We start from the raw sequence: 23,827 nt of genomic DNA, 5'->3' as shown, positions 1-23,827 counted from the left end.
GCGGGTACCACATCGCTGCGCGATGTGCAAGCGGGGCGGTCGCTGCGCTCCCTTCGCCCACGCGATGCGTGGGCGCCCACCTCCGCTGCGCTCCAGTGGGTAGTGGGGCCGGCCGCTGCGGGCCCGGCTGGCCGCGCATCGCGCGGCCGTGTCACTGGGGTGTGGTGGTGCGGCTAGTGGGGTCTCCAGTGCGGGAGTTGGGAGGAGCGCGGGGCGCTCCTGGCGGGTCCGCTGGGCTCCCCCGCCTGACGGTCCTTCCGGCTGCGCCTCCAGAACCTTGGGGCCCGCGATGCGGGCCAGGCTGGCTGTGAGGGCGTGGATCGCTCGTTCGTGTCGGGTTTCAGTGTAGCGGGTGCATCCGAGAGATGCACATGTAGCGTTGGCGGAAGTTGGGGACACCCCTCAACCGGGCGGTCAAGGTGAATGGTTTCGATGAACGGTCCGCATCAGAATTTCGGTCCACCAACTTACGCGAGGAATTCCACACTGGGAAGCTGCGGGCCTGAGCCACAGAACGGGACCTCAGATATCGGAAAGCCGGAATTCCGGCGTGCGGAGGTACCGGAGCCGAACGGCCTCAAGGGCCGGGCGGCGGAACCGCCCACCGGTGCCAGCCACGCTTCCTGGCTTGAGAGCGTCACGGCTGGCACCACCCGAGACTCAGAGCCGTTGACGCTGTCCACCGGTCCGGGCGAGGGCGCGGTGCCGCACGCGAAGCGAGCGCAGCCACGGCGGCCGGCGTCCCGCCATCCGGTGGTTGTCGACTCGTTGCTGCCGTGGCTGCGAGCGAGGTGCCGGTGGGCGTCACCGGCGGGGGCTGGTTGCGGTGGAATCCGGGCCGCTCTTAAAGATTACAGAAGGCGCAGCGCTGTGACCTGCGGAAACGCGGAAGTTGTATGCATCCTGGCTGCATACAACGTGCCTCTGGAGCCGGAGTTGTATGCACGTAGCTGCATCAAGGGTCGAAAGCAAGGGACACGCCGCCGGGTGCATGGTTCCGCGAATAACATGTCACTGCTGGTATGTTATGCGCCTCGATGATCTTCGTAAGGAGGGGCCAGTGGCCCAGTCCCAGAGGCGTAGCGCGCCAGCCGTCGCCAGGGCCGTACGCCCGGCGCCGGTGCCTCAGAAGCCCGACGACTCCTACGGTCTGGAGTCCGCGCGGGCGCTGCTGAAGAGGCTGGAGGAGCTGGGGCGCAAGGGCGGCACCTTCTCGACGAAGGGCGACTCGAAGCCCTACGCCTTCTACGGCCGGATCCACCTCAGCGCGTCCCAGCGGCTTCAGGACGAGATGTGGAAGTTCAACTTCTCCTCCATGGCGAGGAACGTGCTGGACCACATGACGGTCCACCACGACGATGAGGCCCTGGTGAAGATGACCCAGCGAGGCCTGGCCGAGAAGTTCGGCTGCTCGCAGTCGAAGGTCTCCCGCTCCATCGGCGAGCTCTCCCGGCAGAACTTTGCCTGGAAGGAGAGCAGGGGCATGTACCGGCTGCATCCCCTCTACGCCTACCGTTGGGGGAGCGACAGGCAGCGGGCCCTGGTCAACAAACTGGGTCCGAAGGTCCTGACGGCCCGCGAGATTGTCATCCCGAACGTGAGGAAGGCAGAGCGATGAGCGACAACCCCGTCCCCGGCTTCCGGAACCCGGACGCCTTCGAGGTCCTGCCGAACGCCCGGCTGAGCCCCACAGCGCGCGACGTCTTCGACATCCTCCAGGCCCGGCAGGATGCCAGCGGCGTCGTCAGGATCCGGCAGACCGACGTCGCCAAGCGCCTCGACATCAGCCAGGCCGCGGTCTCCCGCGCGATCGGCCAGCTCAAGGACAAGGGCCTCCTCGACGGCCGGCACCGCCAGGGCAGCGTGCTCATCCACCCGCTCTTCGCCGCGTACGAGTCGCTCCCCCACATGCTCAACCACCTCAGCGACCCCGAGACCTTCGTGTGGCCGCTGAACTTCCCCACCGGCGACATCCGCCCCCCGCGGGCCAGCGACGCGCGCACCGACACCGGCTTCGACCCCAACCCCGACCCCGACGGCGGCGAGGACGCCCCAGCCCCCGAGGCCCGGCCCGCCCTCCGGCTCGCCGGCTGACTTCCCGAGCTCGCCGGAGATGTATGCGCCCAGGCTGCATACATCTCCCCAGGCGCCGCACCCGACGGGTACGGCGCCTTCTTCATGCTCGCCAGCACCTGCCGTGTCACCTCTGCTTGACACCCGTGTCGCCCCCTGCGCGACACGGCACAGGAGCGGTGTCCCTCCAGGGGGACAGTCGCAGATGGCACGGTGCGTACGGGCGTTCCCGCAGTGGAGCTCCGCGTGCCGCCCGACCGAGGGCCGGCCCTCGCGGTAGGAGTGGAGGGTGACGTACGACTTCGGCCTCCACTTCACCCAGGAGCTGGGCAAACGCTTCGGCCCGGCCACCGACAGCTGGCCCGCGACCGCGGAGCGGGTGACCCCGTTCCTCGCGATCGTCGTGGACGCCCTGGGCGTGGACGACGGCCTGCGATGGTTCGAGGCGGCCCGCCAGGCCCGCCAGCGGGTCCTCGAGGACGAGCGCGACGACAGCTACAGCTTCGGCTTCGCGCACTACCTCGACACGGCGACCGGGGCGCACGAGGACATCACCCTGCCCGTGGTGGCCGCCTTCGAGGCGCTGAAGGGCGCGTACGAGGTCGCCCGCCGCGAGCGCAGCGTGGACGTCGACATGTACTTCGAGTGCGCGGCGCAGGCGTGCTCACGTCTGGGCCAAGCGCGCCGCGACCGGCGGGAGCAGCTGGCGCAGGGTCGGGAGAGGCGAGTCGCTGCACAGTAAGGCCGGCCTTGCTGCACGAGCAGCACCCGTGTGCCGCCTGGGTCGGGCGAATGCTGCATCGCGGGCGAGGCGGACCTGTGCAGCACCCGGTCTTGCACCTTTCTGCTGCCCTTGCACCCTTCACCACCAGGAGCAGCAGCCCGTGCAGCAGGACGGGCTGCCAGCGGAAGGGTGCAAGGCGCGCCGACTGGTGCTGGAGATCGCTGCCAGAGCTTCCGCGGGGGCCGCTGGAAGCCGTCCCAGCGGGGCTGCGGCCGGGCACCGTCTTGCACCCCATTAGAGGTAAGTAGTTGCAGTGCCTATGCGCGGGTTGAACTCTCCCCCCTGAGAGCGGAGCTCGCGGCCGGGAGAGCGAGACCACCGGCGCCCAAGACAAGCTGCGACAAGACGGCCGGGGGCTCCAGAGACACCCCGGGCCGGACGAAGTGCTGTACGCCGCCGTGAAGGCACAGGAGGCCCGTGATCGCCGCTCGGGGAGTCGGGCGGCGCTCGGAGCGCCGCAGGAGGCCGTACAGCGCCGGGAAGGATCATGTGCGCCCGACGGGATGGGTGCAGTGGCCAGCTCTGCCCGGCCGTGCGATTACTGCGCACCAGAAGCGGCGCTGCTTCACGAGCAGCGCCCGCACGCCGCCCGGGGCCAGCCTTCGAATGTCATCGCTCTCCAGTACCAGGCGCCTGATACTGGAGAGGCCGGGCAGCACAGCGAGGAAACCAAGCAGTACGAGGGCGGCGGGCGGCTGCTACACCTCGATGAAGGCGACCACGACCACCGTCTTCAATGCGGTCACCCAGTACACGAGCCGGACGCGTTCGACGTCGTCGGCGTACTGGCGCAGCCGCGGTCCGCTGCTGTCGCCGGGAAGGAGCTCGCCGGCGTGGGGGTCGACGGAGATGACGACCAGGGCGCGGTCCAGGGCGTGGAGCTCGGCTTCGCTGGTGATGGTGTCCAGCTGCTTGGCGGCGGAGTCGGAGAACGCGATCCGGGCACGGCGGGGGCGAGGGATCATCAGGCGACGGCCGGGCGCTGGGCGGCGAGCCGGGCGAGGTGGGCCTCGCGCAGTTCCTCCCACGGCGTGCAGTCCTCCACCGAGGGCAGCCCGTTGGTGGCGATGTCCTCCAGGACGGCGGCGAGCTGGTCGGCGCTCTCACGGGTCCGGGCCGCGTACGCGCGCAGTCCATCGGCGGCGTCGGGCTCCATCTGCTGCCGGGTGGTGTCGGCGGGGGCCGGCTGTTCGCTCATCGAGGGCTCCAGAAGGCAGAACTGGCGTGTCCCACCACGGTATCGCCGGGCAGCCGGGCCCGGGAGCACTCCGCAGGAACCCGGCCCACAGTTACGCTCCGCACTTCTCATAAGTGCGCGTGAAGTCAAATCTTGAGTGTCACGCTCCACCCGGAAAGCGGCCTCTGGAGAACCCCGCAGCCCCGAGAAACGGACAAACAGGGGCAGAAGTCGGGGCGGCGTGACACGTAAGGGTGACATCGCGAAGGAGCGTGACAGTCACCCTCCGTCAGTGTGACACCTGTTCCGGAGGGCCTGCGGGTGGTCGGCCGGTGGTGGGGCCAGCCTGATTCTCCCAGGCCGTACGCCAGGTCGTCAGCTCGTCCTCGGTGTACCGGACGGTCTGCCCGTGCAGTACGCCCTCGGGCACCGGGATGAAGCGCTCTCGGGAGCGTTTCACGTAGGTGCGCATGGTCGATGCCTTCCACGGCAGGATCCCCTTCTGCCACGCCTCCTCCAGGGGGTACCGGATCGGTACGGGGTGGTCGAAGGCGTCGTCCGCCGACAGTGGCTGGCGGATCAGAGGCGCCGCGTCGGTGGCCTGCTGCGGCAGGGCCGGGCGGCCGGGCGGAACGACGGGGCCTGGTCCGCACACGTGCGGGCGCTCCTGTTCGAGCAGCGGTTCCATTCCGGCCAGGATCCGGCGCAGGGGCGGGCCCGGGGCGCCGGCCGCGAGGGCCTGCGCCGCGAGTTCGGCAACGGTGGAACCGGCGGTACGCAGGCTCGCCACCCTGCGGTTGCGCACCTCCACCGCGGCGGTGAGTTCCTTGAGCAGCTGCGTCCAGTCCATGCCCGGCACAACGCCCACACCGTGGCGAGGTGACGGCCGGTGATGATCCGTGGGCTCTACCCCCAGACCCCCAGGTCTCCCCCGAAACCGCCTCCACCTGGGAATTCGCCTGCCACCCCCCAGAGGTTCCGGGCCATTCGGGCATTTCTGGCCCCAACCCCCCGGGTCTCCCCCCCCAGAAGTTCGAGAGCTGGGGGATTGCGGAGAGTGAGTCAGTGAGCTTGAGAGCGGGCGTGGGTGAGGTGCGCGGCGAGGGCTGCGGTGGCTTCGGGTTCGGTGGTGGCGAGCCGGGCCGCGAACGCCAGCTGGTCGACGTCGGCTCCGGGTACCAGGCGGAGGAGTTCGGCGAGCAGCGCGGCCTGAGCGAGAACCGGTGGGGTGAGAAGGCCGGCCGCGGCTTCGCGGGCGGCCGGGTCGCGGTAGTGCCCGAGGCGGGAAGCCAGCGCGCGGGCGAGCCAGGCGTCGGCGTCGTCCTGGACGTAGCCGCCGGCTCGCCGGGTGAGCTCCTCGCGTACGGCTTCGTCGCCCTCTCGGGGCTCGGCCTGGTCCAGGGTGCCGAGCTCGCGCAGCGCCTGGAGCTCGTCAGCGCGGGCCGCAATCCGCATCGCTTCGCGCAGCTCGGCCTCCCGGGCGGCGGCGGCCGCGGCGTCGGCAGCCAGCTCGGCCCGGACGACGTCGTCGGTGTCCGGGTCGTAGACGGTGCCCGGGGTCGCGTCGGCGAGCAGCCGGGCGATCCGCTCCCACTCGCCGAGCTCGGCCTGGCCGCGCTCGTCACCGGCCAGGTCCTCGAACCTCGAGTTCTGCCGGTCGCCGAACCGGGCGACGTCCAGGGCGGCCGCGGCAGCGTCGGCGGTCATGCCCCTGGCACGGCGCCGTACCCAGCGGCGGCCGGTACGGGCCGGATCGAGCGGCTCGCGCGGCACGGCGACGTACGGGGCGGTCGTACGGCGGTCGGTGCTCCGGGGCGGCCAGGACGGCAGGGGTGTGGTCATCGTCGGCCTCGCATTCGTGGTGAGCAATGAGGGCGGGCCGCCGTCAGAGCGCTGTACGGCGGCCCGCTGGAATGTGCCGAAGCACGGTAGGTGTCACCGGCAGAGCTGGTTGAGCTGGCGTATGAGACCGGTCGAAGCAGCCTGATTGTCAGCGGTAAGGCACGGGGCTTGTCACAAATCCTCGTCCCGGACCGCCATGATCGACCGGAAACGGCCTCTCAGTATCCCCAGGTGGCATAGATGGTGACGTTCGCGCCATTGTCCCGGGCTCCAACGCACACGTCACGCCAGTCGAGCAGCCAGCCGCTGGAGCGGCAGCTCTCTTGCTGGAGGCCCAGTTCGCGGATGATCTCCGGGCGGGACAGGCCGTTCCCGCTGATGACCGTTGCGGCGCGCCAGCAGCCGCCGGAACCGCAGTTGGTGCCTTCGTCGACCATGCTGATGCCTGGCGGCAGTGAGGGGAGGGCCTTGGACGGCGGGGCGTCCGAGCCTTCGCCGATCATCAGCGCATACAGGAGGCCGACCACGAGGGTGAGGGCGAACTGCATCCCCAGGAAGCCGATCGCTCCGTTGCGGCGGGGAATCCATTCCGGGGGAGGGGAGTTCCCGTGCCGGCCTTCCAGTCCCGCACCGCAGGCGATGAGCACAGGCGCCAGGGCCGTGAACAGGAGATGGGCGTCGGGTCTGGGGGCGTGGACCCAGCCCTGCTGGACACTGATCAGCAAACCGGCTCCGGCGAGCAGCGTGCCGCCGATCGCGAAGCCGACAGGGCGGGTGCGGGCGATCGTCATCCAGACGACGGCGGGCGCGACAGCGAAGAATATCCCCAGGACGATCAGCATGTACGGGGTGACGTGGGCCGCCGAGCGCCCGGTTCCACACGGCCCGGACTCACCTCAGGCCCGCAGCCGGTCGTTCATGCCGGGCAGCGCGGCGAAGCGATGCTCCCAAAACCTCACATGTGCGCATATACGGCCTGCAGGTGACAACAAGCCTGCCTATGGGACAACTATCGTGCTTCGGCTCATGGAAATGGTTATAGCAGTCCCTGAATTGTGTGGTGTCAGAACTCGAAATCTATCGACTGGACGTGGGTGAAATCCGCGCTCAGCCCCTGGGCCCGGGTGCCCCATTCCGTGAAATAGGACTCGGTGACGGCCTGGGCGACGATCGGATGCAGCTCCTCCTCCGTCGCACCGGATGCTTGGAGCTGGAGGATCTGCTGCGCGTAGGTGGGCGAGATCGCGGTGGTGATGTGCCGTATGCGGCCGTCGTCGGAGGACCCGGAGGCGGTGAACCCGAAGTACGCGACGACGTGCACCATCATCCCGCCGGAGGTGGACGCCTGCTCCCTTGCTTGTGCTCTGACCTGCGGTTGCCACTCGGATTCGGTCTCCTCCACCAAGGCCGTTTGGAGGCGCTTCTGCGGGGTCGTCAGCTTCCCGGCGCGGTAGCGCTCCACCGTGCGGCGCGAGACGCCCAGCCGCTCCGCCAGGGCCTTCGTGGACCCCTTCGCCCGCGTGAGGAGGAATTTCACCTGGGCTTTCGCGGATTTCGGCGCGGGTCGGGTGGAGACCTTCCGCTCCGCCCGGACGAGGGCCTCCAGGACCTTGCCCCGGCCCGGGGCCGACTGCTGCTGCTCGTGATCGCTCATACGTTCCAGGACGCCACGGATCACCTGTGGACAGAGGAAGCCGGCTGCGTCGGCGCAGCCTGATCCAACTCCGGGACGGTGCGGCCGTTCCCGCCGTACGGTCGCATCAGGACCGGAACCGACCTGCCCAGGAGACGCAGTGATCCCAGCACAGCACCCCTACCAAGCGAACTACCAGCAGGAAAAGGGCGGCCGTATGGTCCCCAGGAGCAAGCCCGTCATCGCCTGGGACGACGAGGGCCAGGCGCTCGTCGTCGATGAGCGCAGCGGCCGGCTTGTCCCGGCGAACAACGGCCGTAACTTCACCGGGCTCTCGGAGGGCGAGCACCCTGTCGTCGGCGCTATCCCCGGGAGCGGGTGGAGGGTTCGGTTCAAGAACGAAGACGGCACCTTCATCGAGGACCCGCTGGTGGCCTGGACCGTCCGAAGTGACGGCACCCTCACTCCCATCGACACCGACGACAACGGCGAGTGCCAACCCTCCACAGCCATGGGCAACTTCGATGGTCTCGTTGCCCCCGGAGCGCAGGCGCGGAAGGCACAACCGGACAGCTCGGGCTGACCGGGCTGTTCTTCATCCCGGCTGGTGCCGCCAGCTGCCCGACGTCATCCGTCGGCGCTCCCGTCGCACGGCGGCCGCGCCGGGCGGGGCGGCCCCGGATCCCCAGAGGCCAGCCTTTCGATTGCCCGGGGTACCGCACGGCGGGCATGCTGCGCGTTCGGCGAGGAGAAGAGGGAGACGTGTCCGAAGACGACGACACCACAGCGGCGAAAGCATCGCTCAGGAAGGCCGTGGAGCAACTGTGCGGCGACGGGCCGGGCGACGGCAACAAGGCCGCTCAGGAGGCCGTCCAAGCGCTTGCTGACGGCTCCGGGAAGGCGTGGGCGCCCGAGCAAGAGACGCAGATCAGGGCCATGGTCGAGCAGATCCGCAAGCTGCGGTATCTGAACCGGCCGGGGGGGCTGGTGGCGTCGGCGCCGGGAGTGGCGGGCGAGGGAGCAGCTGGTCAACATGATGATGGCCAGCGGCCCGGAACTGCTGAACGAGGCGGAGCTGCGGCACTGGAAGAGCCACGCGATGGTGGAGCTGCTGCTGAAGTTCATGGACACCGCGATGAAGACGGACGACACGGTGGAGACACTCGCCCGGATCGAGGCGCTGAACGCCGTGACGTACGAGGACTACCGGCAGGCCCGGAAGAAGCTTGCCGAGAAGAACGCCGCCGGGTGACCGGTTGGCAGATGCGATGCGCCAGGGGCCTCGAGCCGGCGCGGCTTGAGCGAGCTGATTTCGGTGCGGGGCGGGTGAAGACCTTCCGCTCCGCCCGCGCGAGGGCCTCCAGGACCTTGCCGCGGCCCGGGGCCGGCTGCTGCTCGTGATCGCTCATCCCTCCAGGGACCACGGATCGCCTGTGGACAGATGAAGACGTCCGCGCAGGCGGGCAGGTAGCGTCGGCGGCTGCCCGTGAACCTGTGGTCAGGGGGATCCGGTGAGAACGAGAGCTCCGTCGCTGGTCGCCCGACGTACGTCCCTCATCTGCAGTCGTGGCGAGGCGTAGAGGAGTACGGCGTCCCGGTACAGCCGGTACTGAAACCGCACCACCTTCTCAAGAGCACGGCGCTGCTGTGGATCGGCATCGGGCAGAACCAGCTCAACAAACCCGCATCCGTCGCGGAGCACCCCCTGGACCGTGATCTCGCCCAGTACGGTGAACGACGCCTCCGCCACGACCAGGTCGACGCGGTCACCGTGGATCGGGCGGTGGCCAGGAAAATTCATGCTGACCCCGCCAACGGAATCGACGCGATCGGCTCCCACTTGATCGTTGCGCCGTCGTGCCATTGCTCCACGAGGTGGATGCGGTCCGCGCGCACCGTGTGTGACAGCGGTGCCTCGATGCCCGCCAGCGCTGCCCGAAGTTCGGCGGGGTTGAGCGTCTCGGAGCCCTGACCGGTGTAGGCGATGGACATGTGGGGGTAGCGACTGGCCGCCGGGCGGAAGTCTGTGCGCTGTTCCTGCGTGAGCTGGGTGACGCTGTCGACCAGGCGGGTGAACGGCGTTCCGGGCCAGCCACTGATCTCAATGGCGAGGGACGCGATGGCCGGCCGGTCGAAGGTGAGCGTGAACGGCTCCAGGTGCTGAACGTGCGCGCGCATGTCGCTCACGAGAGCGTCGACATCCACATCGACTGCGGAGAGCCCGACTGCATGTAGGAGGGTGCAATGGAGCCGATCAACCGGTACCCGGTTCAGCCCTGGCCGTGCGAACACGGCCTCGGGGTAGGACGCGAGCAGCGCTTCTCCCTCACTCGCCGCCGGGAGGATGTGCCAGTGCAGGTCACGCCGCCCCTCCGGCCAGATTTTTGCCACCCGCTCGAAAAGGCTCTCCACGCGTACCCCTCCCCAGATCTTTCGCCAGATCCTGCCAGCTTCCCCGCTCCGCAGCACTGGGTTCACCAGTGAACGCGCCTGCGGGCCCCGGGCCTTCCCGGCCAGGTGTGACTGAGCGCTTCATCTGGCGATTGAGGCCAGATGAAGCGCTCAACAGCTTCCGGGCCTTCATACCGGCGCGGGAGAGGCAGCCATCCGGCGCCGGTAGTAGTGCACTGTGACCGCGCCCAGCAGCGGACCCCAGAAGAGCAACGGAGCGTAGACGATGTTGAGTAGCCAGATGCCCCAGGTGGTGGCTTCCATGTCTGCGTTGAGCGACGTGTGGACGAACAGTGCTCCGAAGACAGTCGTGGCCAGCGCGCCAAGCCCCGCCACGGCGGTCCCCAGCATGACTGGGACGCGGCGCCCGCGGAGATACGGGATCCAACGCGGCCATGCCTCACCCCAGCTCTGCACCAGCCCAAGGGTGAGGAACGCGAAGGCCTCGGAGATCAGACTGAGGCCGACGAGGACCAACGACCCCAGGCCAGGAGCCCCCATCTGATCGTATTCGGATTGCGCCAGCCCAACGGGGACGCCGACGGCAATGGCCACCCGCCAAAGCGCCGAGGGCACGTTGGTCAATGCGGCGCCCAGCGCAGCGAGCCGGGCCCAGCGCGGCACATTGGGCAATACATTCACTTTCGGCATGTGAGCCAGGCTCGTCGACGGGGCGGTTACTCACATCAGCCTGCGGTTCCATCCCTTCTCACCCGCGAGGCGTAACTACACGTACGACCGGCGGGCGCGAACTGAAGGTAACCGCTGCATCCAACTCTGACGCACAGCCCCGCCAACTGAAGCACGCATTCGCCAGGTGAAGCGCTCAGTCACACCAGGGACCCGCAGGCTGTTCGGAGGGCTCCGTCTACAGGTCGAACTCGAGGTGTTCGATGTCGGTGAAGCGGACCTCGTCCAGGCTGCCGGCGCGGCGGCCGCCGTCTTGGAAGTAGACCTCCTTGAGCGCTTCGGCGGCGATCTCCTGGAGCCGGGCGTCGGACGCGCCCTGCTCCTGGGCCTCGAAGAGGCGGGCGGCGTGGACCGGCGGCAGGGCGACGGTCAGGTGGCGGATGCGGTCCTGGTCGGTGGAGCCGATCGGGGCGGTGTAGCCGAGGCGGGCACGGGTGTCGATGATGATGCCGCCCGTGGACGCCGCCTTCGCCTTGGCCCTGGCCCGAATCTGCGGCTGCCACCGCTTCTTCACCTCACGCTCTATGCGCGCGGCGAGGTCGGGGCGGGGCTTCTTGATCTGGTCCTTCACGTACCGCTCCACAGTGCGCTGGGACACCCGCAGCATCTGCGCAACCGCCTTCGTGCCGCCGAGCTGCTTCACCAGGTACCGCATCTGCGCACCCGCGCTCTTCCGTGCCGGGCGCGTGACGTTACGACCGCCGGAGCAGACCCCGCAAGCGCCAGGGTGTCATCCAGAAGGCCAGCGCCCCTACAGCCAGCAGCGCCAGGCTGACCCCGATGCCCACCGGGTGCTCCGCCACGGGTGAGCGGCTGAAGTCCCACCACGGGTAGCTGCCCGTGCCGTCCTGGACACTCCAGTAGCTGATGAGCAGAAGTGCCAGTGCGGGCAGGATCCACCCCTGCCGCCAGCCGAGCAGGCGGCCGCTGAGTAGCCCCAGCCCGGTCCACCCCGGCAGAGCGCCAGCCATAACTTCTAGCACTCGGCCCTCTACGGATACGGCGCAGACGCCCAGGAAGACGGCCATGCTCGTGGCCCACAGCATTATCAACCGCAACGCCCTCCCGCGGTGAAAGCGGGCTGTACCGACTGCCTCCAGCGCTGCCATACGGCTGTGCAGGGACAGTACCGGCAGGGCGCCCGCGAACATGGCCAGCATCCGCCAGCTCGGTGTCCCTGCGGTCTGCGTACCTGCCACAGTGGGCAGGGGGGCCAGCCTGTCCCCTAGCCAAGCCACGGCCAGACCGCTGAGGAGGACCATGAGCAGAACACTCCCCGGCTGCCGCACACCGCACGGCGGGTAGAAACGCCTGCCCGGGCTGGGCCGCCAGGTCGGCAGCAGCGCGTTGATGCGCGTGCCGGCTCGGCTGTCAGTCACAATATTTCTCCAGGACGTGCCGCACCGTGGCCGTGACCCATGCGCGTTGTTCCGCCTCAGGCTGGTCGGCCATCTCTTTGCCGATTTCCACGGCTTTCGCCATGGATTCTGTCATTCCCGATTCCCTGTACTCCGGCTCGCCGCCGCCTGCCAGCCGCTTCTCAAGCCACCGCTCTACAGCGAGAACCGACTGGTCGTCAGCCTTTCGTTGCGCCTCGAAACCCGCGAAGTCCTTGTTCCTGCAGGCCGCGAACGTTTGCGTGCTGATCGCCATAGTCACACCGTCGGCCATCGCCCAGACGGAACCACTGTCCAGGTCGAAGTCCCCACCCCACCTGCGGTCCATGGTGTAGACGAGGCCGAGCGAGTACACCGCCTTGGGCGTACCCAGCACCGGGGGCAGGTCCTCGGCCCGCGCCAGCACGTCCTGGGCCATCGGCTTGTACTTTTCTTCTTCCGGCCATAAGCAGATGTCGGTGCGGCCCTTTACGCAAGCCTTCGATGCGGAGCCGTGCCGCTCATCGATCACCGGGCTGGTGGCGGCTGCCGCCGTCGCGGCGAGTGCCAGGACCATAGCAAGTCCTGATAGCGGACTGATTCGCGTGATCCGTGGACCGTAGGGCAGCCAGAGGCAGGCGGCCAGCAGCAACAGAGCGGCCGCCGAGCGGAGACCTATCTCCAGAAGGTCGGGCTGCAGCCGGGCCGGGCCGTTCACCACGGACAGGTCTGTGTCGGCCACCATTGCAATGAGTAGCCAGCCGAGCGCACCAACTGCTGGTCCCCAGCGGCTGGACAGCAGGCGCCCGACGACCCAGCCCAACCCCGTCGCCGTAAGCAGACTTGAGAAGCCGAGGAGGAGGTATCCCAAGTACTGCGTGAAGCCGGCCGGCCAGGAGGACGCGGTGACCGCGAAACAAACTGCCTGTCCCACCAGATAAGGGACCACGAAGACGCACAGGACCACGGCAATGCGTGGCAGTTCGGCCTGAGGTCTGGGCTTGGGCATCGCGCTCAGAGTCTCCGCCACCTCGGGCGGACGGCGCAGCGAGGAAGTCCAAGCGGCCGCAGCCGCGGCGAAGACGCCCAGGAGGAGGGTGGGCACCTGTCCCGTGGCGCCGGTGTCTCCCCAAAGTCCGTGCCAGTAGTCGTCGCGGGTGAGAATGAGGATGAGATCGAGGGCAAGCAAGGGAGCGAGCAGCCACCGCAGCGGGGAGGAACGCAGCGCCAGTAGGAAGGAGGTCACAGTTCCCGCTCTCCGTCCGGCAGCAGTTGCATATAGGCGCGCTCAAGTGGAGTGTGCCCGGCGGCACCGTCGCCGGCCCGGTCTGCCATCTCGGGTACGGCGCCGTTGAAGAGGATCCGCCCACTGTGCAGGACGACGACTCTTTCGCACGCGGCGGCTACATCGTCGATGAGGTGTGTGCTCAGCAGGACGGTGGTATCGGTGAGTTGGGCGAGAATCCGTCGGAACTGCAATCGTTGGCGTGGATCCAGGCCCACAGTGGGCTCGTCAAGGATCACCAGGCCCGGGTCGCCGACGATGGCCCACGCGATGCCCGCACGTTGTCGCATGCCACCGGAGAGCCGGGACATCCGCTCGTTCTTCCGGTCCGCCAGGTCAACCTGGCTCAAGGCCTGCTCCACGGCCTGTGAACGGTGCTTGCCAGGCACCTCGCGCATCCACGCCCCGTACTCGACGAAGTCTCTCACTCGCATCCCCGGGTCCCAGCCAAAGCTCTGCGGCAGATAACCGATCCGGCGGCGGATGTGCCGCGCAGCCTTCTCGCCGTCGATGGTCGCGCCATCGAGAGCGATGCGGCCTCGCAGCGGTGGCTGCACCGTGGCTAAGGTTCGCATCAAGGTTGACTTGCCCGCGCCGTTGGGCCCTAGGAGCCCTGTCACGCCGGGACGGAGTTCAAGGTCAAGGTCCTCGAGAACCACGCGCCCGGGATATCCCTGACGCAGGTCGGATACGTGTACGTGCATTCAAGCACCTTGTCATGGGTGAGTAAGCTGGAACGCAGCCCGTCTGCCCACAATTGGCGTGTGGGCAGACGGGCCACAGGGTTGCTGCTTCGGACCGCCTGCGGCGGTCCGACACCTTCTAGTAGTAGAAAGTGGAGACGCCGGACACGGACCAGTCGCAGTCGTGGCCGTCGTACGTCGCCGTGCTGCCCTTCGCCCGCCACTGCGTCATCGTGTTGTCGGGTTCAAGGCTGCAGTTGGCCGTGGATTCGTAGGTACCCGCGAACCCCGCGCCGGAGCTGCCGCACTTCTGGTCCCAGTCGGTGTTGTACCAACGGCCGAAACAGTTGTGCACCTTGTTGCCGTCACCGGCGGCCACAGCCTGAGGTGCAACCATGGCCGCCGCCCCGCCCACTACCAGCAGGCCAGCGAAGGTGGACGCCGCCCGCGCGCGCCAGGTGGAGTTCATCCGCATGAGGAAACTCTTCTCCTAAAATTGCTAGTTCTGCCCTGATGGAGGCGAACTTCTGTGCGGTTGTTGCGTTGACGTCGTAACCCTGTCATGGAAGTTACCGACTGGCCATGCGCTTTCCTTGCCATGTCCGGAACCTGATGCTCTATTTCCTCACCAGCGCGCCAGGGCCAAGTGCCCCTTCGAGACGCAGTTGCCCACATCGACAGAGAGTGGCCAGCTGTAGCGCGACGAGCTGGTTTCGGCCGGAGAAATGCCAGGTCAACCTAGATAGCGCTACTGACCGGGTCCCGAAGAAGTCCATCCCGTCGACCCACCCGCCACGGTGGCATCCATCGACACTCCCCGATCCTCCAGAAAGCCCGCACCTCACCCTCAAGGCCGCCCGGATGCCTTGAAACCGACCGGCCATGCTGTTTATTTGGCATGTCCGCGACAAGCTTCTTGGTGGTAGGAACCGGTGCAGCAATGACCTCACGAGGGCGATTCACCGCCCACCAAAGAGGGCGATTGGCTGTAGCGCCCTTTACGCCCGTTTCGGACGAAGAAACTCGATACGGTCCTCGCTCAAGCCACCGGTGCCCAGCCCGTCTGCCCGCCAGCGATGATGGCCGTCTCTCCCGGCTCCAACCGGCGGTCGCGGCGGGCGGAACTTGCAGTCCCCGGCGGCGATTCCCAGACACGGCAGCTCTGCACGTTCCCGGTAGCGGGGGCATCAGCCCGACGTACCGGCGACATCGACCTGGCCGTAGCCGAGCGCGACCAGCGAGCGGTTCAGGACGTCCTGGACTTGGCCGCAGGCCGAGATCGTGGTCACCAGGCCCTGGGTCTGGTAATGGCCAACGACCGGCGCCGTCTCGGTGCGGTACACCTCCAGTCGCTTACGAACGGTCCTCTCGCGGTCGTCTTCGCGCTGGTACAACTCACCGCCGCAGACATCGCAAGTTTCATCCACTTCGGGCGGGCTGTAGTCGACGTGAAAGATGTGTTCGTGGTTCTGACGGCACAGCCGTCGTCCAGCGATCCGTCTGACCACCTGGTCCTCGGGAATCTCCAGGTCGAGCACGGCATCCACCCTCGACTCCGAGTAGGCCAGGATGTCGTCCAGCGCATGCGCCTGCGCAAGGTTGCGAGGAAAGCCGTCCAACAGGAACCCCCGCTCGGTGTCCGGGCGGGTGAGTCGTTCCTTGATCACCCCGATCGTGACCTCGTCCGGGACCAGAAGACCGGCGCGTGTGCTGCTACAGGTCGAACTCGAGGTGTTCGATGTCGGTGAAGCGGACCTCGTCCAGGGAGCCGGCGCGGCGGCCGCCGTCCTGGAAGTAGACCTCCTTGAGCGCTTCGGCCGCGATCTCCTGGAGCCGGGCGTCGGACGCGCCCTGCTCCTGGGCGTCGAAGAGGCGGGCGGCGTGGACCGGCGGCAGGGCGACGGTCAGGTGGCGGATGCGGTCTTGGTCGGTGGAGCCGATCGGGGCGGTGTAGCCGAGGCGGGCGCGGGTGTCGATGATGATGCCGCCCGTGGACGCCGCCTTCTGCTTGGCCTTGGCCCGGATCTGCGGCTGCCACCGGGCCTTCACCTCGCGCTCTATGCGCGCGGCGAGGTCGGGGCGGGGTTTCTTGATCTGGTCCTTCACGTACCGCTCGACGGTGCGCTGGGAGACCCGCAGCATCTGAGCGACCGGCTTGGTGCCGCCGAGCTGCTTCACCAGGTACCGCATCTGCGCACCCGCGCTTTTCGGTGCGGGGCGGGTGAACGCCTTCTGCACCGCCTTGTTCAGGCCGTCCCCGATCAGGCTCATGCCGGTCTTCTCCTACTCTCCGTTGTCGGCATCGGTGACGGTGCCGTCCTTGATGAACCGGGCGAAGTTCAGCTGCGGGGCGTCGAATTGCTCGCGAACCCCTTCGCCCCAGAGCACGGTCTGGGTGCCTTCGTGCTTGACCAGGCCGGGGTTGATGCCGAGCTTGAACCCTCCGGGGAGCGGCTTGCCGTCCCGGTAGGGCAGGAAGTCCAGCGGTGAGGGCCCGTCGGCGGCGTAGACGACGCAGTCGGACAGGACCGCGACCGGGTACTGGCCGGTGAACGCCGCATGCTTGACGATCTTGCGGTGGAGGTTGATGCGGGTGCGGGAGATGACCGCCGCGCGGATGTCGGGCCGCCAGGTCGGGCGCTCCAGGGCGCGCCACCGCTCGCCGGGCCGCCAGCCCTCCCCGCGGGGGCGCTCGCGGAGCTTGCCCAGGCCGCCCTTGACCGTTGCCTTGATCGCCGTGATGACGATGCTCAGCTCCGGGTCACGGCCCTTGTAGCTGTCCATCGCCGTCAGAAAGTCCTGCGGCGACAGGTCGGCGTCGACGCCGAGGTCGGCCATGGTGGCGAGGTAGGCGTCGCGCAGCCGCTGGTACCAGCCGTCCAGGTAGCGGCCGTTGTCGTACCGGACGTACGCCTCGGTCGGGGCGACGTCGTAGCCGAGCTCCTGGGCGTAGGCGACGGTCGGTGTCGCGTACCAGGCCGGGCCCGTCGGGCGGTCGCCCTTCGGCGTGAACGGGGAGGGCAGCAGGTCGCCGTTCAACTCCACCCACTCCTTGCCGGCCTTCACCCGGGACAGGTCGACGTGGGAGAGGTCGACCAGCCAGGAGCCGGGCAGCTTCGGGTCGAACGCGGGTGCCTTGACGTGCGTCGGCTCCCCCAGGCCGACGGTCAGCCCGTTCGCACCGGCGGCGAAGGCCATGTTCACGTCCAGGCCCACCAGGTAGCGCAGAGTGCACTCGGCATCGGTCATCGGCCGCGCCCAGTCGTACGCCTCCTCGAACAGCTTCTCCGACGGGCCCCGCACGTGGAAGCGCGGCAGCTCCAGCGCGGTGAGCACCGGGTGCCCGTCCGGGGCCTCGCACGGGGCGCAGTCCACCGGGTCACTGCCGAGCGACCCGGGCGTCTTGGTGTCGGCCTGCCGCAGGGCGCCGGTCTCCTCGTCCCGTACGGCGTGGGTCGGCGGGTGCAGGGCCGTCATCAGCTCCAGGCCGGTGACGGCGGTCGACCCGCGCGGCGTCATCACCCGCATCGCGTAGGTGCCCAGGACGCGGGCGAGCTCCGCCGGCGACAGCTGCGCGGCATCACCCCAGAACCGAGCGTCCAGCGCGTTCCACGAGGGGATGCACAGCTGCACGCACTGACGGTCGGAGCCCTTGGCCGGACGGTAGATCCTCGCCCACGGCCCGAAGCCCCTCTTCGTGAGCTTCCAGTCGGCGCGGGTCAGCTGCTTGATGACCTTGTGGCCCTCCGGGATCCGCCCGGCATCCTTCTCCTCCGGCGTGAGCCCGGTCGGCAGGCCATAGCGCTCCAGCGCGGCTTCAGTGAGGACGAGCAGCGGGTCGGCGGGCTGGCCCGGGCCGGACAGCTTCGGCTGCCCCAGCTTCGCCTCCGCCAAGGTCCACTCCACCAGGGAGGGCAGGGACTTCGCGGGCACGTCCAGGACCAGCCCGCCGACGCCGTACGCCAGCACCTTCCCGTCCTCGACGTCGACGACCGCCAGCGGCCCGTTCTCGAACCGCGGATCGGCGCCGCCCGCCGGGGTTCCGGCCGGGGCTGCCTTCTTCGCTCCCGGACGGCGAGACGTCGGCGTGCTCCTGGTGCCGGGCGTCGGGCGGGATGCTGCGGCAGAAGTAGCGGCGGCGACGGGGCCCGTAGCGGGGATCTGGGTGTTCTCGGGTGCAGTCATGTCCGCAGCCTCGGTCGCCGGACCCGTGGACAGCGGCCGGGTTTCCGTCGGCTCTGTGGGCTGCGGCTGCGTCGAAGCTGGCACGGCGCTGGTGCACGTGGCGGGCACCGGGACGTCCGGCGCGGGTGCCGTCTCTGTGGCCGGGGCCGGGGTGGCGGGGTAGAGCTCCGCGAGCTTGTCCAACAGTCGGGCGTACGCGTCACGCTCCGGGGGGCGGGGCTCGGTCTTCCCGGACTCCCACCCGGACACCGTGGCCCGGCGGACCTTCAGCGCGCCGGCGACCTCATCGATCGTCAGGCCGTGCGCGGAGCGCAGCCGTTTGCGTTCCGCCGGGGGCGGAAGGGTGGCGCGGGAAGCGAGCAGGGCGTCGACCGCGTCGAACAACTCGGACATGGAACACCTCCTGACCGGCACCCTACCCCACGGAACGCACGAAGTGCGACTATTTAGCGTACGAATACCGTACGGATCGCGTACGGATGCCTTGCAGGGCGGGGTGGCATGGTCCCGGCCAGGGGAAGGGCTGGAAATCGGCGCGTCACATGGAGTGCTTATGGGGAGATACGGCCGGTTGCAGCTCTGAGTGACCAGGGGGTTACGTGAAGTGGAAAGACGCGCTCGACCGCGCGATAGAGGAACTGAAGGCGATACGGGCCCTGCTGGCACCGGTCAGCCGCCTCGATGACCCCACGGTCGGGCTGACCGCCCTGCACGGCGAGCTCACCCAGACCCGCCTGAAGATCCTGGAGACGATCCAGGGAGGCATCACCGGCCTACGGGAGGAGAACCGGGAGGTACGGCGCCGCCAGGACCGGATGATCAGCGACCTCAACGAGACCCGCGGCGAACTTCGCCAGCTCCTCGAACTGGCCGACACCCTCCGCCCCCTCGCGGAGCTCCAGGCGGCGGCCGAGGAGCCCGGCGACGTCACCGGCCCCTATCCGCCCGCCGAGCCGGCGCCCGACCCGGATCCGGCCACCGGCCCGACCGCGCCCGCGGCGGCGCAGCCGCCCGCCTCACCCGACACCGACTCCCAGGGGGGAACCATGGAGTACCACGAGCACCAGGCGCAGCCTGAGCCCGAGCGCGGAGACCAGGACGGCGTGCTGAAGCAGCGGATCGAGGCCGCTTACCGGGGCAGCAGCGCCCCCACGGCCCCGCCGGCTGCCGCCTCGCCGTCGTCCGGCGGGCAGGAGGCGGATCTGCGGGTCACCCACGGGGTCCTGCTGCTGAAGGCGGCCGGGGTGGCTTCCGTGGACCTGGTCGCGCACCGCGACACCTGGGAGTGGCTCACCGCCCTGGCCGTCGACCACGACCACTTCCGCACCCCGCCCTCGGTCGAGGACGTCAAGGAAGGCCGCATCCAGACCGTCCTGTCCGGCCGCTCCCTCATCGGCCTGCTCATCAAGCTATGGCACACCCGCTCGACTGCGGCCCCGCTGGAGGCGGACTGGGCCCTGGCCACCACCACCTACAACCGCATCGAGGCCGAACTCACCGGCGTCGACGGACCAGGCCAGACGATCCGCATCGTCCTGGACGACGGACTTCCTCCCGAGAGCGGCGACTGAACCACTGCACGCCGGGTCGGCGGCCCTCCTACGTACGGGCCGGGGCGGTTACCAGCTGGCCGTGGCACAACCGGAGGCCCGCACCGATCACGGATCGGTGCGGGCCTCCGGGTTTTCAGAGTGCGGGGGCGAAGCCCCAGCCGGGATTTGGCTCCTGACTGTGGGCGGGGAGCGCATGCCCGGCGAACTACCGCGAACAGCCCCGGACAGAGCCAGGATCGAAGCCTGACTACTGGCCATCCCTTAGAAATGCGGAGGCTTTGGACGTCGCCGAAGCATTTTCTTCATTCGCCGCGTTCAGTGCTGGAAGTTGCTTTTTGATTTCCGCTTGCTGGATTTTCGCTTCAGTTTCGAACCAGGTTTGGGTAACCTTGTGCTGGTTGCGGCACTTAAGGTCTGCCTGGGCTGTAGAGATTTCCAGATCTGTGACCTGCTTAGCGTCTCCGAATCGGGAGTCGCTCAGTGCATCTAGCGGGGTCTTGTAGTTGAAGCTCGACTTCTTCATGCAGTCAGACCACTGGCCGAACACCTTGATGACCGCAGCATCCTTCATTGATGCAATGAAGGACCGGTTGTCGATTTCTTGAGCGACGGCACTGGCCTCGAGATCGGGCACAGTACCGTCGGCCTTCTCTACGCAAGTTCGCAGAGCCGCCGGGTCTGACCCCGACATATCGACGGCGCCGATTCTCATCGCTTCATCGTAAGCATTCTGTAGTGCCAGATCCGGATGATACCCACGCTTGCGGGTCAATTCCTCGTCGTGAATTCCATATCGGCGATCTGTGAATGAAGTTCCGTCGATGCTCGGAAGGTCAGGAGCTGGTTGCCAAGCCGCGAATCCTGCTTGAGCCATGCATTCGTCGATCATCGTATCCCGGGCGTTGCTTACCTGCAGAGAGTTTGCCTTTCCCGGAAGGAAAAACTCAATCGGGAGCTTCCACGTTTCGGGGTCGCCTTCGCTCCTCATCTGGGCCGCTGGGACTTTACTGGATGGCGCATCAGCTCTCTGCGTCCCGCTCGTAGCACTTGCTCCCCCCGTCTCATCGCTTATCGAAACTCCGGCAAGAGCGATGCCCCCTACCGCGAAAGCCGCAACAGCAGGGATAGCCACGCCAGGCTTAATCTTCACTGATACTCCTAAGTTTCGTCTCAGAATACTACTAGGCCCAAGAGAATGAGGCGTTCTCGTTGTATACGTACCTGAAACGCGCAATGGTCTGCCCTGGGTTCATCACGTCTTTGGGACCGGTGTATCCGCTGTAGAAATGGACTCTCGCCTTGTACTTGTAGTGGTCGTTCTCTGCAGAGGCGGCGTTGTTCTTTATTTTCTGTCCGGCTCCCGGTGTACCACTGGCTCCTATAATGCAGAATCTGAGGGGGTAGGCGCCCGGGTCCGATCCCCCCGGCTTCAGCCGGTCAAAGTCGTAAACCGAGTACCCGATATTCCTATAGGATCCATCCATTCCCGAGTTGAAGTAGATGTGAAACTTGAACTTCGAGGGAGTCGGCTCTTTGCACCCCTCGGAACTGTAGAGGTTTTCGTAATCGATAACATCGGCGCTCGCTGTCGGGGCGGCAACCATTACACCGAAAACGGCGGTGAAGGAGATTATGGAGGTCGCGAGAATTCGCTTCATCTTGTTCACTCTTTCGCGAAGGTCTTGATCCAATAGAAGTGACGTTCGAGAGTAGCGGATTATCCTGTTCCGCTATATTGCACCCTGCCTCTCTGTGGTGGCGTGTCTAAGCTATACGAAGACCAGCCCCCTAGATGGCTCCGGAATGAGTGTGGCTGGATCTCGCCAGGATTCGTCTGGCGGCCACTGACGTCCGTGCCGCTTGTTCTCGGACAGGGCACCAAGATATTCCTCTGTGACAATGCGTCGTTAAAGTGGAGCGTGATGCTTCGTTTCATCATCGAACAGGGGGCTCTTAGGTGCTTGGCTTGTTCAGTTACCTACGGGAGTGGGGCGCTCGCAGGACATCTCGATGGATACTTTCCGGCCAAGCATTCCGGTCCGGTAACAACGCCCTCACCGCCCGCCACAACCGCTTAGGGTTCCTGACGGTTGCCCCTTGAACATGTTCAGGGGGGCTCCTGGGGAGGGGGACTGCGAGATGCGCAGTGGAGCTAAGGTCGCCGTCATCGGCGGAGCGTTCGTGCTGGTGGCCGGCGGGATCGGTTACGGGGCGTACAGCATGCTCGGGGACACCGGCGGCGGGGGCGGCGGCACGCAGAGCCAGTCCCAGTCGTCGAAGGTGAAGACGGGGCCGCCGAGCGTGGAGGAGATAGCGGAGACGTCGAAGGACTTCTTCGACGCGTGGGCGGCCGGGAACGCGTCGGCGGCGGCCGTCCTGACCAACAACGAGGCGGGCGCGGAGCCGGTGCTCGCCTCGTACGGCGAGGACGCCCACATCGGCAAGGTCAAGATCACCCCGGGCCCGCCCGTCGGCACGAAGGTCCCGTACACGGTCAAGGCCACCGTCGCGTACGAGGGGAAGTCGAAGCCCATCTCCTACGCCTCGGAGTTGACCGTCGTCCGCGGTCTGACGACCGGGAAGGCCCTCGTCGACTGGGAACCGACCGTCGTACACCCGCAGTTGGCGGAGGGCGCGACGCTGAAGACGGGCGAGTCCTCGACACCGGCGATCGAGGCCGTCGACCGCAACGGCACGGTGCTGACGAAGGAGAAGTACCCCTCGCTGGGGCCGATCCTGGACACCCTGCGCCAGAAGTACGGGGAGACCTCAGGCGGTTCGGCCGGCATCGAGACCTGGATCGAGCCCGCCGACGCGTCCCAGCCGGACGTCAACCTGCTGACCCTGTCCAAGGGCAAGCCGGGCAAGGTGCAGACGACACTGGACGCGAACGCGCAGGCGGCGGCCGAGCGGGCGGTGAAGAAGTTCGCCCAGGCGTCGGTGGTCGCGGTGAAGCCGTCGACGGGGGCGATCCGCGCGGTGGCCAACAACCCGGTGACCGAGTTCAACGTGGCGCTCCAGGGCAAGCAGGCGCCCGGCTCGACGCTGAAGATCATGACGGCGGCGATGCTGCTGGAGAAGGGACTCGTCACGGCGAACGGGGCCGCCGAATGCCCGCCGGACGTCAGGTACTACACCCGTACGATCGAGAATCTTGGCCGCTTCTCGCTGCCGGACGGCTCCACCTTCACTCAGAGCTTCGCCAAGTCCTGCAACACCGCCTTCATCAAGCTGATCGATGATGTCGACGACGACTCGGCGCTCGCCAAGGAGGCTCGGGAGGTCTTCGGGATCGGCCTGGACTGGAAGACGGGTGTCGTGACATCCGACGGCAGTGTGCCAGAGGAGGTCCAAGGCGAGGCGGCCGCCCAGTACATCGGCCAGGGCACGGTCCAAATGAACGTCCTCAACATGGCGTCCATCACCGCGACGGCCCGCACCGGCACCTTCCGTCAGCCCGTCATCGTCCCGCAGTCCCTGGACGACCGGGAGCTGGCGACGGCCTCGCGTTCGCTGTCGCCGTCCGTCACACAGCAGCTCACGACGATGATGCGCGCCACGGCCGCCTGGGGCACGGGCGCGAAGGCCATGGCGGGCGTCGGCGGCGACAAGGGCGCGAAGACCGGGTCGGCGGAGGTCGACGGACAGGACACCTCGAACGCCTGGTTCACCGGCTTCAGCAACGACCTCGCGGCCGCGGCAGTCGTCCAGACCGGCGGCCACGGCGGCGACGCGGCGGGCCCGGTCGTGGCGGAGGTGCTCAAGGCCGGCGGCTAGAAGGAACTGCCTCATCTGTCGATTTATGCGCTGCACCGTTCGTCTTCGGGCACGGGTTAGCGGTAGGACGCCGAAAGGCCGGTGTGGCCTTGTTAGTCATGCCTACCGCGCCAGGATCCGCTCTGCGGTCTGCTGATGAGACAGCAAACTGGCGGCGGCTTGAACGGTGGCGTCCATGCGCTCGCGGCCACCGAGGTGGCGGGCACGGCCCACCAGCTTCTTCATGTCGGCGAGGGCGTGCTCGTCCCGAATGAGACGTGGAAGGTGTGCTTCCGTCTGGCGCTCGTGTACGGACTGGCTCATACCAGTCAGAATCGT

General features: G+C 67.7%; 25 protein-coding genes and 2 pseudogenes. 7 read left to right on the top strand and 20 right to left on the bottom strand.

The window, feature by feature from the left end; all coding sequences use genetic code 11:
* Positions 1-1,120 precede the first annotated feature (1,120 nt).
* From IG90_RS0137215 to IG90_RS0137205, 3 genes are all read left to right on the top strand, one after another.
* Positions 1,121-1,618: a replication/maintenance protein RepL gene (locus tag IG90_RS0137215; protein WP_233436193.1), complete on the top strand. Its 498-nt coding sequence runs from the start codon at positions 1,121-1,123 to the stop codon at positions 1,616-1,618.
* A complete protein-coding gene (locus IG90_RS0137210; protein ID WP_030595099.1) occupies positions 1,615-2,094 on the top strand; it encodes a helix-turn-helix transcriptional regulator in 480 nt (159 codons plus the stop codon). Before IG90_RS0137215 ends, IG90_RS0137210 begins: the two co-directional genes overlap by 4 nt.
* Positions 2,095-2,362: 268 nt before the next feature.
* Positions 2,363-2,815 carry a hypothetical protein gene (locus IG90_RS0137205; RefSeq protein WP_030595096.1) on the top strand — a complete coding sequence of 151 codons (453 nt, stop codon included), beginning with the start codon at positions 2,363-2,365 and terminating at the stop codon, positions 2,813-2,815.
* A gap of 740 nt (positions 2,816-3,555) precedes the next feature.
* Here IG90_RS0137205 and IG90_RS0137200 read toward each other — a convergent pair.
* The 6 genes from IG90_RS0137200 to tpg (IG90_RS0137175) all read right to left on the bottom strand — a co-directional run bounded on the left by IG90_RS0137200 (position 3,556) and on the right by tpg (IG90_RS0137175) (position 7,530).
* A complete protein-coding gene (locus IG90_RS0137200) occupies positions 3,556-3,822 on the bottom strand; it encodes a hypothetical protein (RefSeq protein ID WP_030595093.1) in 267 nt (88 codons plus the stop codon).
* Positions 3,822-4,055, bottom strand: coding sequence for a hypothetical protein (locus IG90_RS0137195; protein ID WP_030595092.1), 234 nt, complete (start codon positions 4,053-4,055; stop codon positions 3,822-3,824). Before IG90_RS0137195 ends, IG90_RS0137200 begins: the two co-directional genes overlap by 1 nt.
* A gap of 268 nt (positions 4,056-4,323) precedes the next feature.
* Positions 4,324-4,884: a hypothetical protein gene (locus tag IG90_RS0137190; protein WP_030595090.1), complete on the bottom strand. Its 561-nt coding sequence runs from the start codon at positions 4,882-4,884 to the stop codon at positions 4,324-4,326.
* Between the two features lie 212 nt (positions 4,885-5,096).
* Positions 5,097-5,876, bottom strand: a complete 780-nt coding sequence (locus IG90_RS0137185; protein ID WP_030595088.1) for a hypothetical protein — start codon at positions 5,874-5,876, stop codon at positions 5,097-5,099.
* Between the two features lie 218 nt (positions 5,877-6,094).
* A complete protein-coding gene (locus IG90_RS0137180; RefSeq protein ID WP_030595086.1) occupies positions 6,095-6,718 on the bottom strand; it encodes a hypothetical protein in 624 nt (207 codons plus the stop codon).
* Positions 6,719-6,939: 221 nt separating this feature from the next.
* Complete coding sequence (gene tpg, locus IG90_RS0137175) at positions 6,940-7,530, bottom strand: telomere-protecting terminal protein Tpg (protein WP_030595084.1); 591 nt, start codon at positions 7,528-7,530, stop codon at positions 6,940-6,942.
* A 139-nt stretch (positions 7,531-7,669) separates the two neighbouring features.
* On the opposite strand from tpg (IG90_RS0137175), the gene IG90_RS0137170 reads away from it, so the two are divergent.
* Together IG90_RS0137170 and IG90_RS44575 are read left to right on the top strand one after the other, a co-directional pair.
* Positions 7,670-8,092: a hypothetical protein gene (locus tag IG90_RS0137170; protein ID WP_157846391.1), complete on the top strand. Its 423-nt coding sequence runs from the start codon at positions 7,670-7,672 to the stop codon at positions 8,090-8,092.
* 450 nt (positions 8,093-8,542) lie between these two features.
* Positions 8,543-8,761 (top strand): hypothetical protein, encoded by a 219-nt coding sequence (locus IG90_RS44575; protein WP_030595078.1) that lies wholly within the window; start codon positions 8,543-8,545, stop codon positions 8,759-8,761.
* 246 nt (positions 8,762-9,007) lie between these two features.
* Here the strand turns inward: IG90_RS44575 and IG90_RS0137160 are convergent, their stop codons facing one another.
* The 11 genes and pseudogenes from IG90_RS0137160 to tap all read right to left on the bottom strand — a co-directional run bounded on the left by IG90_RS0137160 (position 9,008) and on the right by tap (position 18,572).
* Complete coding sequence (locus IG90_RS0137160) at positions 9,008-9,310, bottom strand: hypothetical protein (RefSeq protein ID WP_030595076.1); 303 nt, start codon at positions 9,308-9,310, stop codon at positions 9,008-9,010.
* Positions 9,307-9,921: a 2'-5' RNA ligase family protein gene (locus tag IG90_RS0137155; protein ID WP_030595073.1), complete on the bottom strand. Its 615-nt coding sequence runs from the start codon at positions 9,919-9,921 to the stop codon at positions 9,307-9,309. Before IG90_RS0137155 ends, IG90_RS0137160 begins: the two co-directional genes overlap by 4 nt.
* A 168-nt stretch (positions 9,922-10,089) precedes the next feature.
* On the bottom strand, positions 10,090-10,611 hold the full coding sequence (locus IG90_RS0137150) for a hypothetical protein (protein WP_030595070.1): 522 nt from the start codon (positions 10,609-10,611) through the stop codon (positions 10,090-10,092).
* A gap of 217 nt (positions 10,612-10,828) precedes the next feature.
* Positions 10,829-11,338: pseudogene (gene tpg / locus IG90_RS0137145) on the bottom strand (telomere-protecting terminal protein Tpg); the annotation flags it as partial.
* A 4-nt stretch (positions 11,339-11,342) separates the two neighbouring features.
* Positions 11,343-11,621 carry a hypothetical protein gene (locus IG90_RS44570; RefSeq protein WP_157846392.1) on the bottom strand — a complete coding sequence of 93 codons (279 nt, stop codon included), beginning with the start codon at positions 11,619-11,621 and terminating at the stop codon, positions 11,343-11,345.
* A gap of 400 nt (positions 11,622-12,021) precedes the next feature.
* Positions 12,022-13,272 carry a hypothetical protein gene (locus tag IG90_RS0137135; protein ID WP_030595060.1) on the bottom strand — a complete coding sequence of 417 codons (1,251 nt, stop codon included), beginning with the start codon at positions 13,270-13,272 and terminating at the stop codon, positions 12,022-12,024.
* A complete protein-coding gene (locus IG90_RS0137130) occupies positions 13,269-14,015 on the bottom strand; it encodes an ATP-binding cassette domain-containing protein (RefSeq protein ID WP_030595057.1) in 747 nt (248 codons plus the stop codon). Before IG90_RS0137130 ends, IG90_RS0137135 begins: the two co-directional genes overlap by 4 nt.
* Positions 14,016-14,133: 118 nt before the next feature.
* Positions 14,134-14,469, bottom strand: a complete 336-nt coding sequence (locus IG90_RS0137125) for a hypothetical protein (RefSeq protein WP_030595054.1) — start codon at positions 14,467-14,469, stop codon at positions 14,134-14,136.
* A gap of 712 nt (positions 14,470-15,181) precedes the next feature.
* Positions 15,182-15,697: pseudogene (locus tag IG90_RS0137120) on the bottom strand (nucleoside monophosphate kinase); the annotation flags it as partial.
* 10 nt (positions 15,698-15,707) lie between these two features.
* Positions 15,708-16,265 (bottom strand): telomere-protecting terminal protein Tpg, encoded by a 558-nt coding sequence (tpg, locus tag IG90_RS0137115; protein ID WP_030595048.1) that lies wholly within the window; start codon positions 16,263-16,265, stop codon positions 15,708-15,710.
* Positions 16,266-16,277: 12 nt separating this feature from the next.
* Positions 16,278-18,572 (bottom strand): telomere-associated protein Tap, encoded by a 2,295-nt coding sequence (tap, locus tag IG90_RS0137110; protein ID WP_030595046.1) that lies wholly within the window; start codon positions 18,570-18,572, stop codon positions 16,278-16,280.
* A gap of 206 nt (positions 18,573-18,778) precedes the next feature.
* On the opposite strand from tap, the gene IG90_RS0137105 reads away from it, so the two are divergent.
* On the top strand, positions 18,779-19,750 hold the full coding sequence (locus IG90_RS0137105; RefSeq protein WP_030595042.1) for a hypothetical protein: 972 nt from the start codon (positions 18,779-18,781) through the stop codon (positions 19,748-19,750).
* 229 nt (positions 19,751-19,979) lie between these two features.
* On the opposite strand, the gene IG90_RS44565 is transcribed toward IG90_RS0137105, so the two are convergent.
* Both IG90_RS44565 and IG90_RS44560 read right to left on the bottom strand, forming a co-directional pair.
* The gene (locus IG90_RS44565; protein WP_157846393.1) at positions 19,980-20,720 is read right to left on the bottom strand and encodes a hypothetical protein; all 741 of its coding nucleotides are present in this window, start codon (positions 20,718-20,720) and stop codon (positions 19,980-19,982) included.
* A gap of 193 nt (positions 20,721-20,913) precedes the next feature.
* A complete protein-coding gene (locus IG90_RS44560) occupies positions 20,914-21,390 on the bottom strand; it encodes a hypothetical protein (RefSeq protein ID WP_157846394.1) in 477 nt (158 codons plus the stop codon).
* 481 nt (positions 21,391-21,871) lie between these two features.
* On the opposite strand from IG90_RS44560, the gene IG90_RS0137100 reads away from it, so the two are divergent.
* Positions 21,872-23,509, top strand: a complete 1,638-nt coding sequence (locus IG90_RS0137100; RefSeq protein ID WP_030595039.1) for a penicillin-binding transpeptidase domain-containing protein — start codon at positions 21,872-21,874, stop codon at positions 23,507-23,509.
* 102 nt (positions 23,510-23,611) lie between these two features.
* Here IG90_RS0137100 and IG90_RS46480 read toward each other — a convergent pair whose 3' ends face one another.
* Positions 23,612-23,812, bottom strand: a complete 201-nt coding sequence (locus IG90_RS46480) for a hypothetical protein (protein ID WP_051860421.1) — start codon at positions 23,810-23,812, stop codon at positions 23,612-23,614.
* Between the last annotated feature and the right edge of the window lie 15 nt (positions 23,813-23,827).

Origin of the sequence: Streptomyces anulatus, from assembly GCF_000721175.1 — a bacterium.
Taxonomy (GTDB): Bacteria; Actinomycetota; Actinomycetes; order Streptomycetales; family Streptomycetaceae; genus Streptomyces; species Streptomyces anulatus_C.
This window is presented reverse-complemented; position numbering and strand designations above follow the sequence as displayed.

Bases quoted from the DNA above. Each gene is read 5' to 3' on its own strand.
- IG90_RS46480 (WP_051860421.1), bottom strand. From the start codon at position 23,812: ATGAGCCAGTCCGTACACGAGCGCCAGACGGAAGCACACCTTCCACGT.
- IG90_RS0137195 (WP_030595092.1), bottom strand. From the start codon at position 4,055: ATGAGCGAACAGCCGGCCCCCGCCGACACCACCCGGCAGCAGATGGAG.
- IG90_RS44565 (WP_157846393.1), bottom strand. From the start codon at position 20,720: ATGAGGAGCGAAGGCGACCCCGAAACGTGGAAGCTCCCGATTGAGTTT.
- IG90_RS0137185 (WP_030595088.1), bottom strand. From the start codon at position 5,876: ATGACCACACCCCTGCCGTCCTGGCCGCCCCGGAGCACCGACCGCCGT.
- IG90_RS0137100 (WP_030595039.1), top strand. From the start codon at position 21,872: ATGCGCAGTGGAGCTAAGGTCGCCGTCATCGGCGGAGCGTTCGTGCTG.
- IG90_RS0137130 (WP_030595057.1), bottom strand. From the start codon at position 14,015: ATGCACGTACACGTATCCGACCTGCGTCAGGGATATCCCGGGCGCGTG.
- IG90_RS44560 (WP_157846394.1), bottom strand. From the start codon at position 21,390: ATGAAGCGAATTCTCGCGACCTCCATAATCTCCTTCACCGCCGTTTTC.
- IG90_RS0137180 (WP_030595086.1), bottom strand. From the start codon at position 6,718: ATGCTGATCGTCCTGGGGATATTCTTCGCTGTCGCGCCCGCCGTCGTC.
- IG90_RS0137160 (WP_030595076.1), bottom strand. From the start codon at position 9,310: ATGAATTTTCCTGGCCACCGCCCGATCCACGGTGACCGCGTCGACCTG.
- IG90_RS44575 (WP_030595078.1), top strand. From the start codon at position 8,543: ATGATGATGGCCAGCGGCCCGGAACTGCTGAACGAGGCGGAGCTGCGG.
- IG90_RS0137190 (WP_030595090.1), bottom strand. From the start codon at position 4,884: ATGGACTGGACGCAGCTGCTCAAGGAACTCACCGCCGCGGTGGAGGTG.
- IG90_RS0137200 (WP_030595093.1), bottom strand. From the start codon at position 3,822: ATGATCCCTCGCCCCCGCCGTGCCCGGATCGCGTTCTCCGACTCCGCC.
- tap (WP_030595046.1), bottom strand. From the start codon at position 18,572: ATGTCCGAGTTGTTCGACGCGGTCGACGCCCTGCTCGCTTCCCGCGCC.
- tpg (WP_030595084.1), bottom strand. From the start codon at position 7,530: ATGAGCGATCACGAGCAGCAGCAGTCGGCCCCGGGCCGGGGCAAGGTC.
- tpg (WP_030595048.1), bottom strand. From the start codon at position 16,265: ATGAGCCTGATCGGGGACGGCCTGAACAAGGCGGTGCAGAAGGCGTTC.
- IG90_RS0137210 (WP_030595099.1), top strand. From the start codon at position 1,615: ATGAGCGACAACCCCGTCCCCGGCTTCCGGAACCCGGACGCCTTCGAG.
- IG90_RS0137125 (WP_030595054.1), bottom strand. From the start codon at position 14,469: ATGCGGATGAACTCCACCTGGCGCGCGCGGGCGGCGTCCACCTTCGCT.
- IG90_RS44570 (WP_157846392.1), bottom strand. From the start codon at position 11,621: ATGGCTGGCGCTCTGCCGGGGTGGACCGGGCTGGGGCTACTCAGCGGC.
- IG90_RS0137150 (WP_030595070.1), bottom strand. From the start codon at position 10,611: ATGCCGAAAGTGAATGTATTGCCCAATGTGCCGCGCTGGGCCCGGCTC.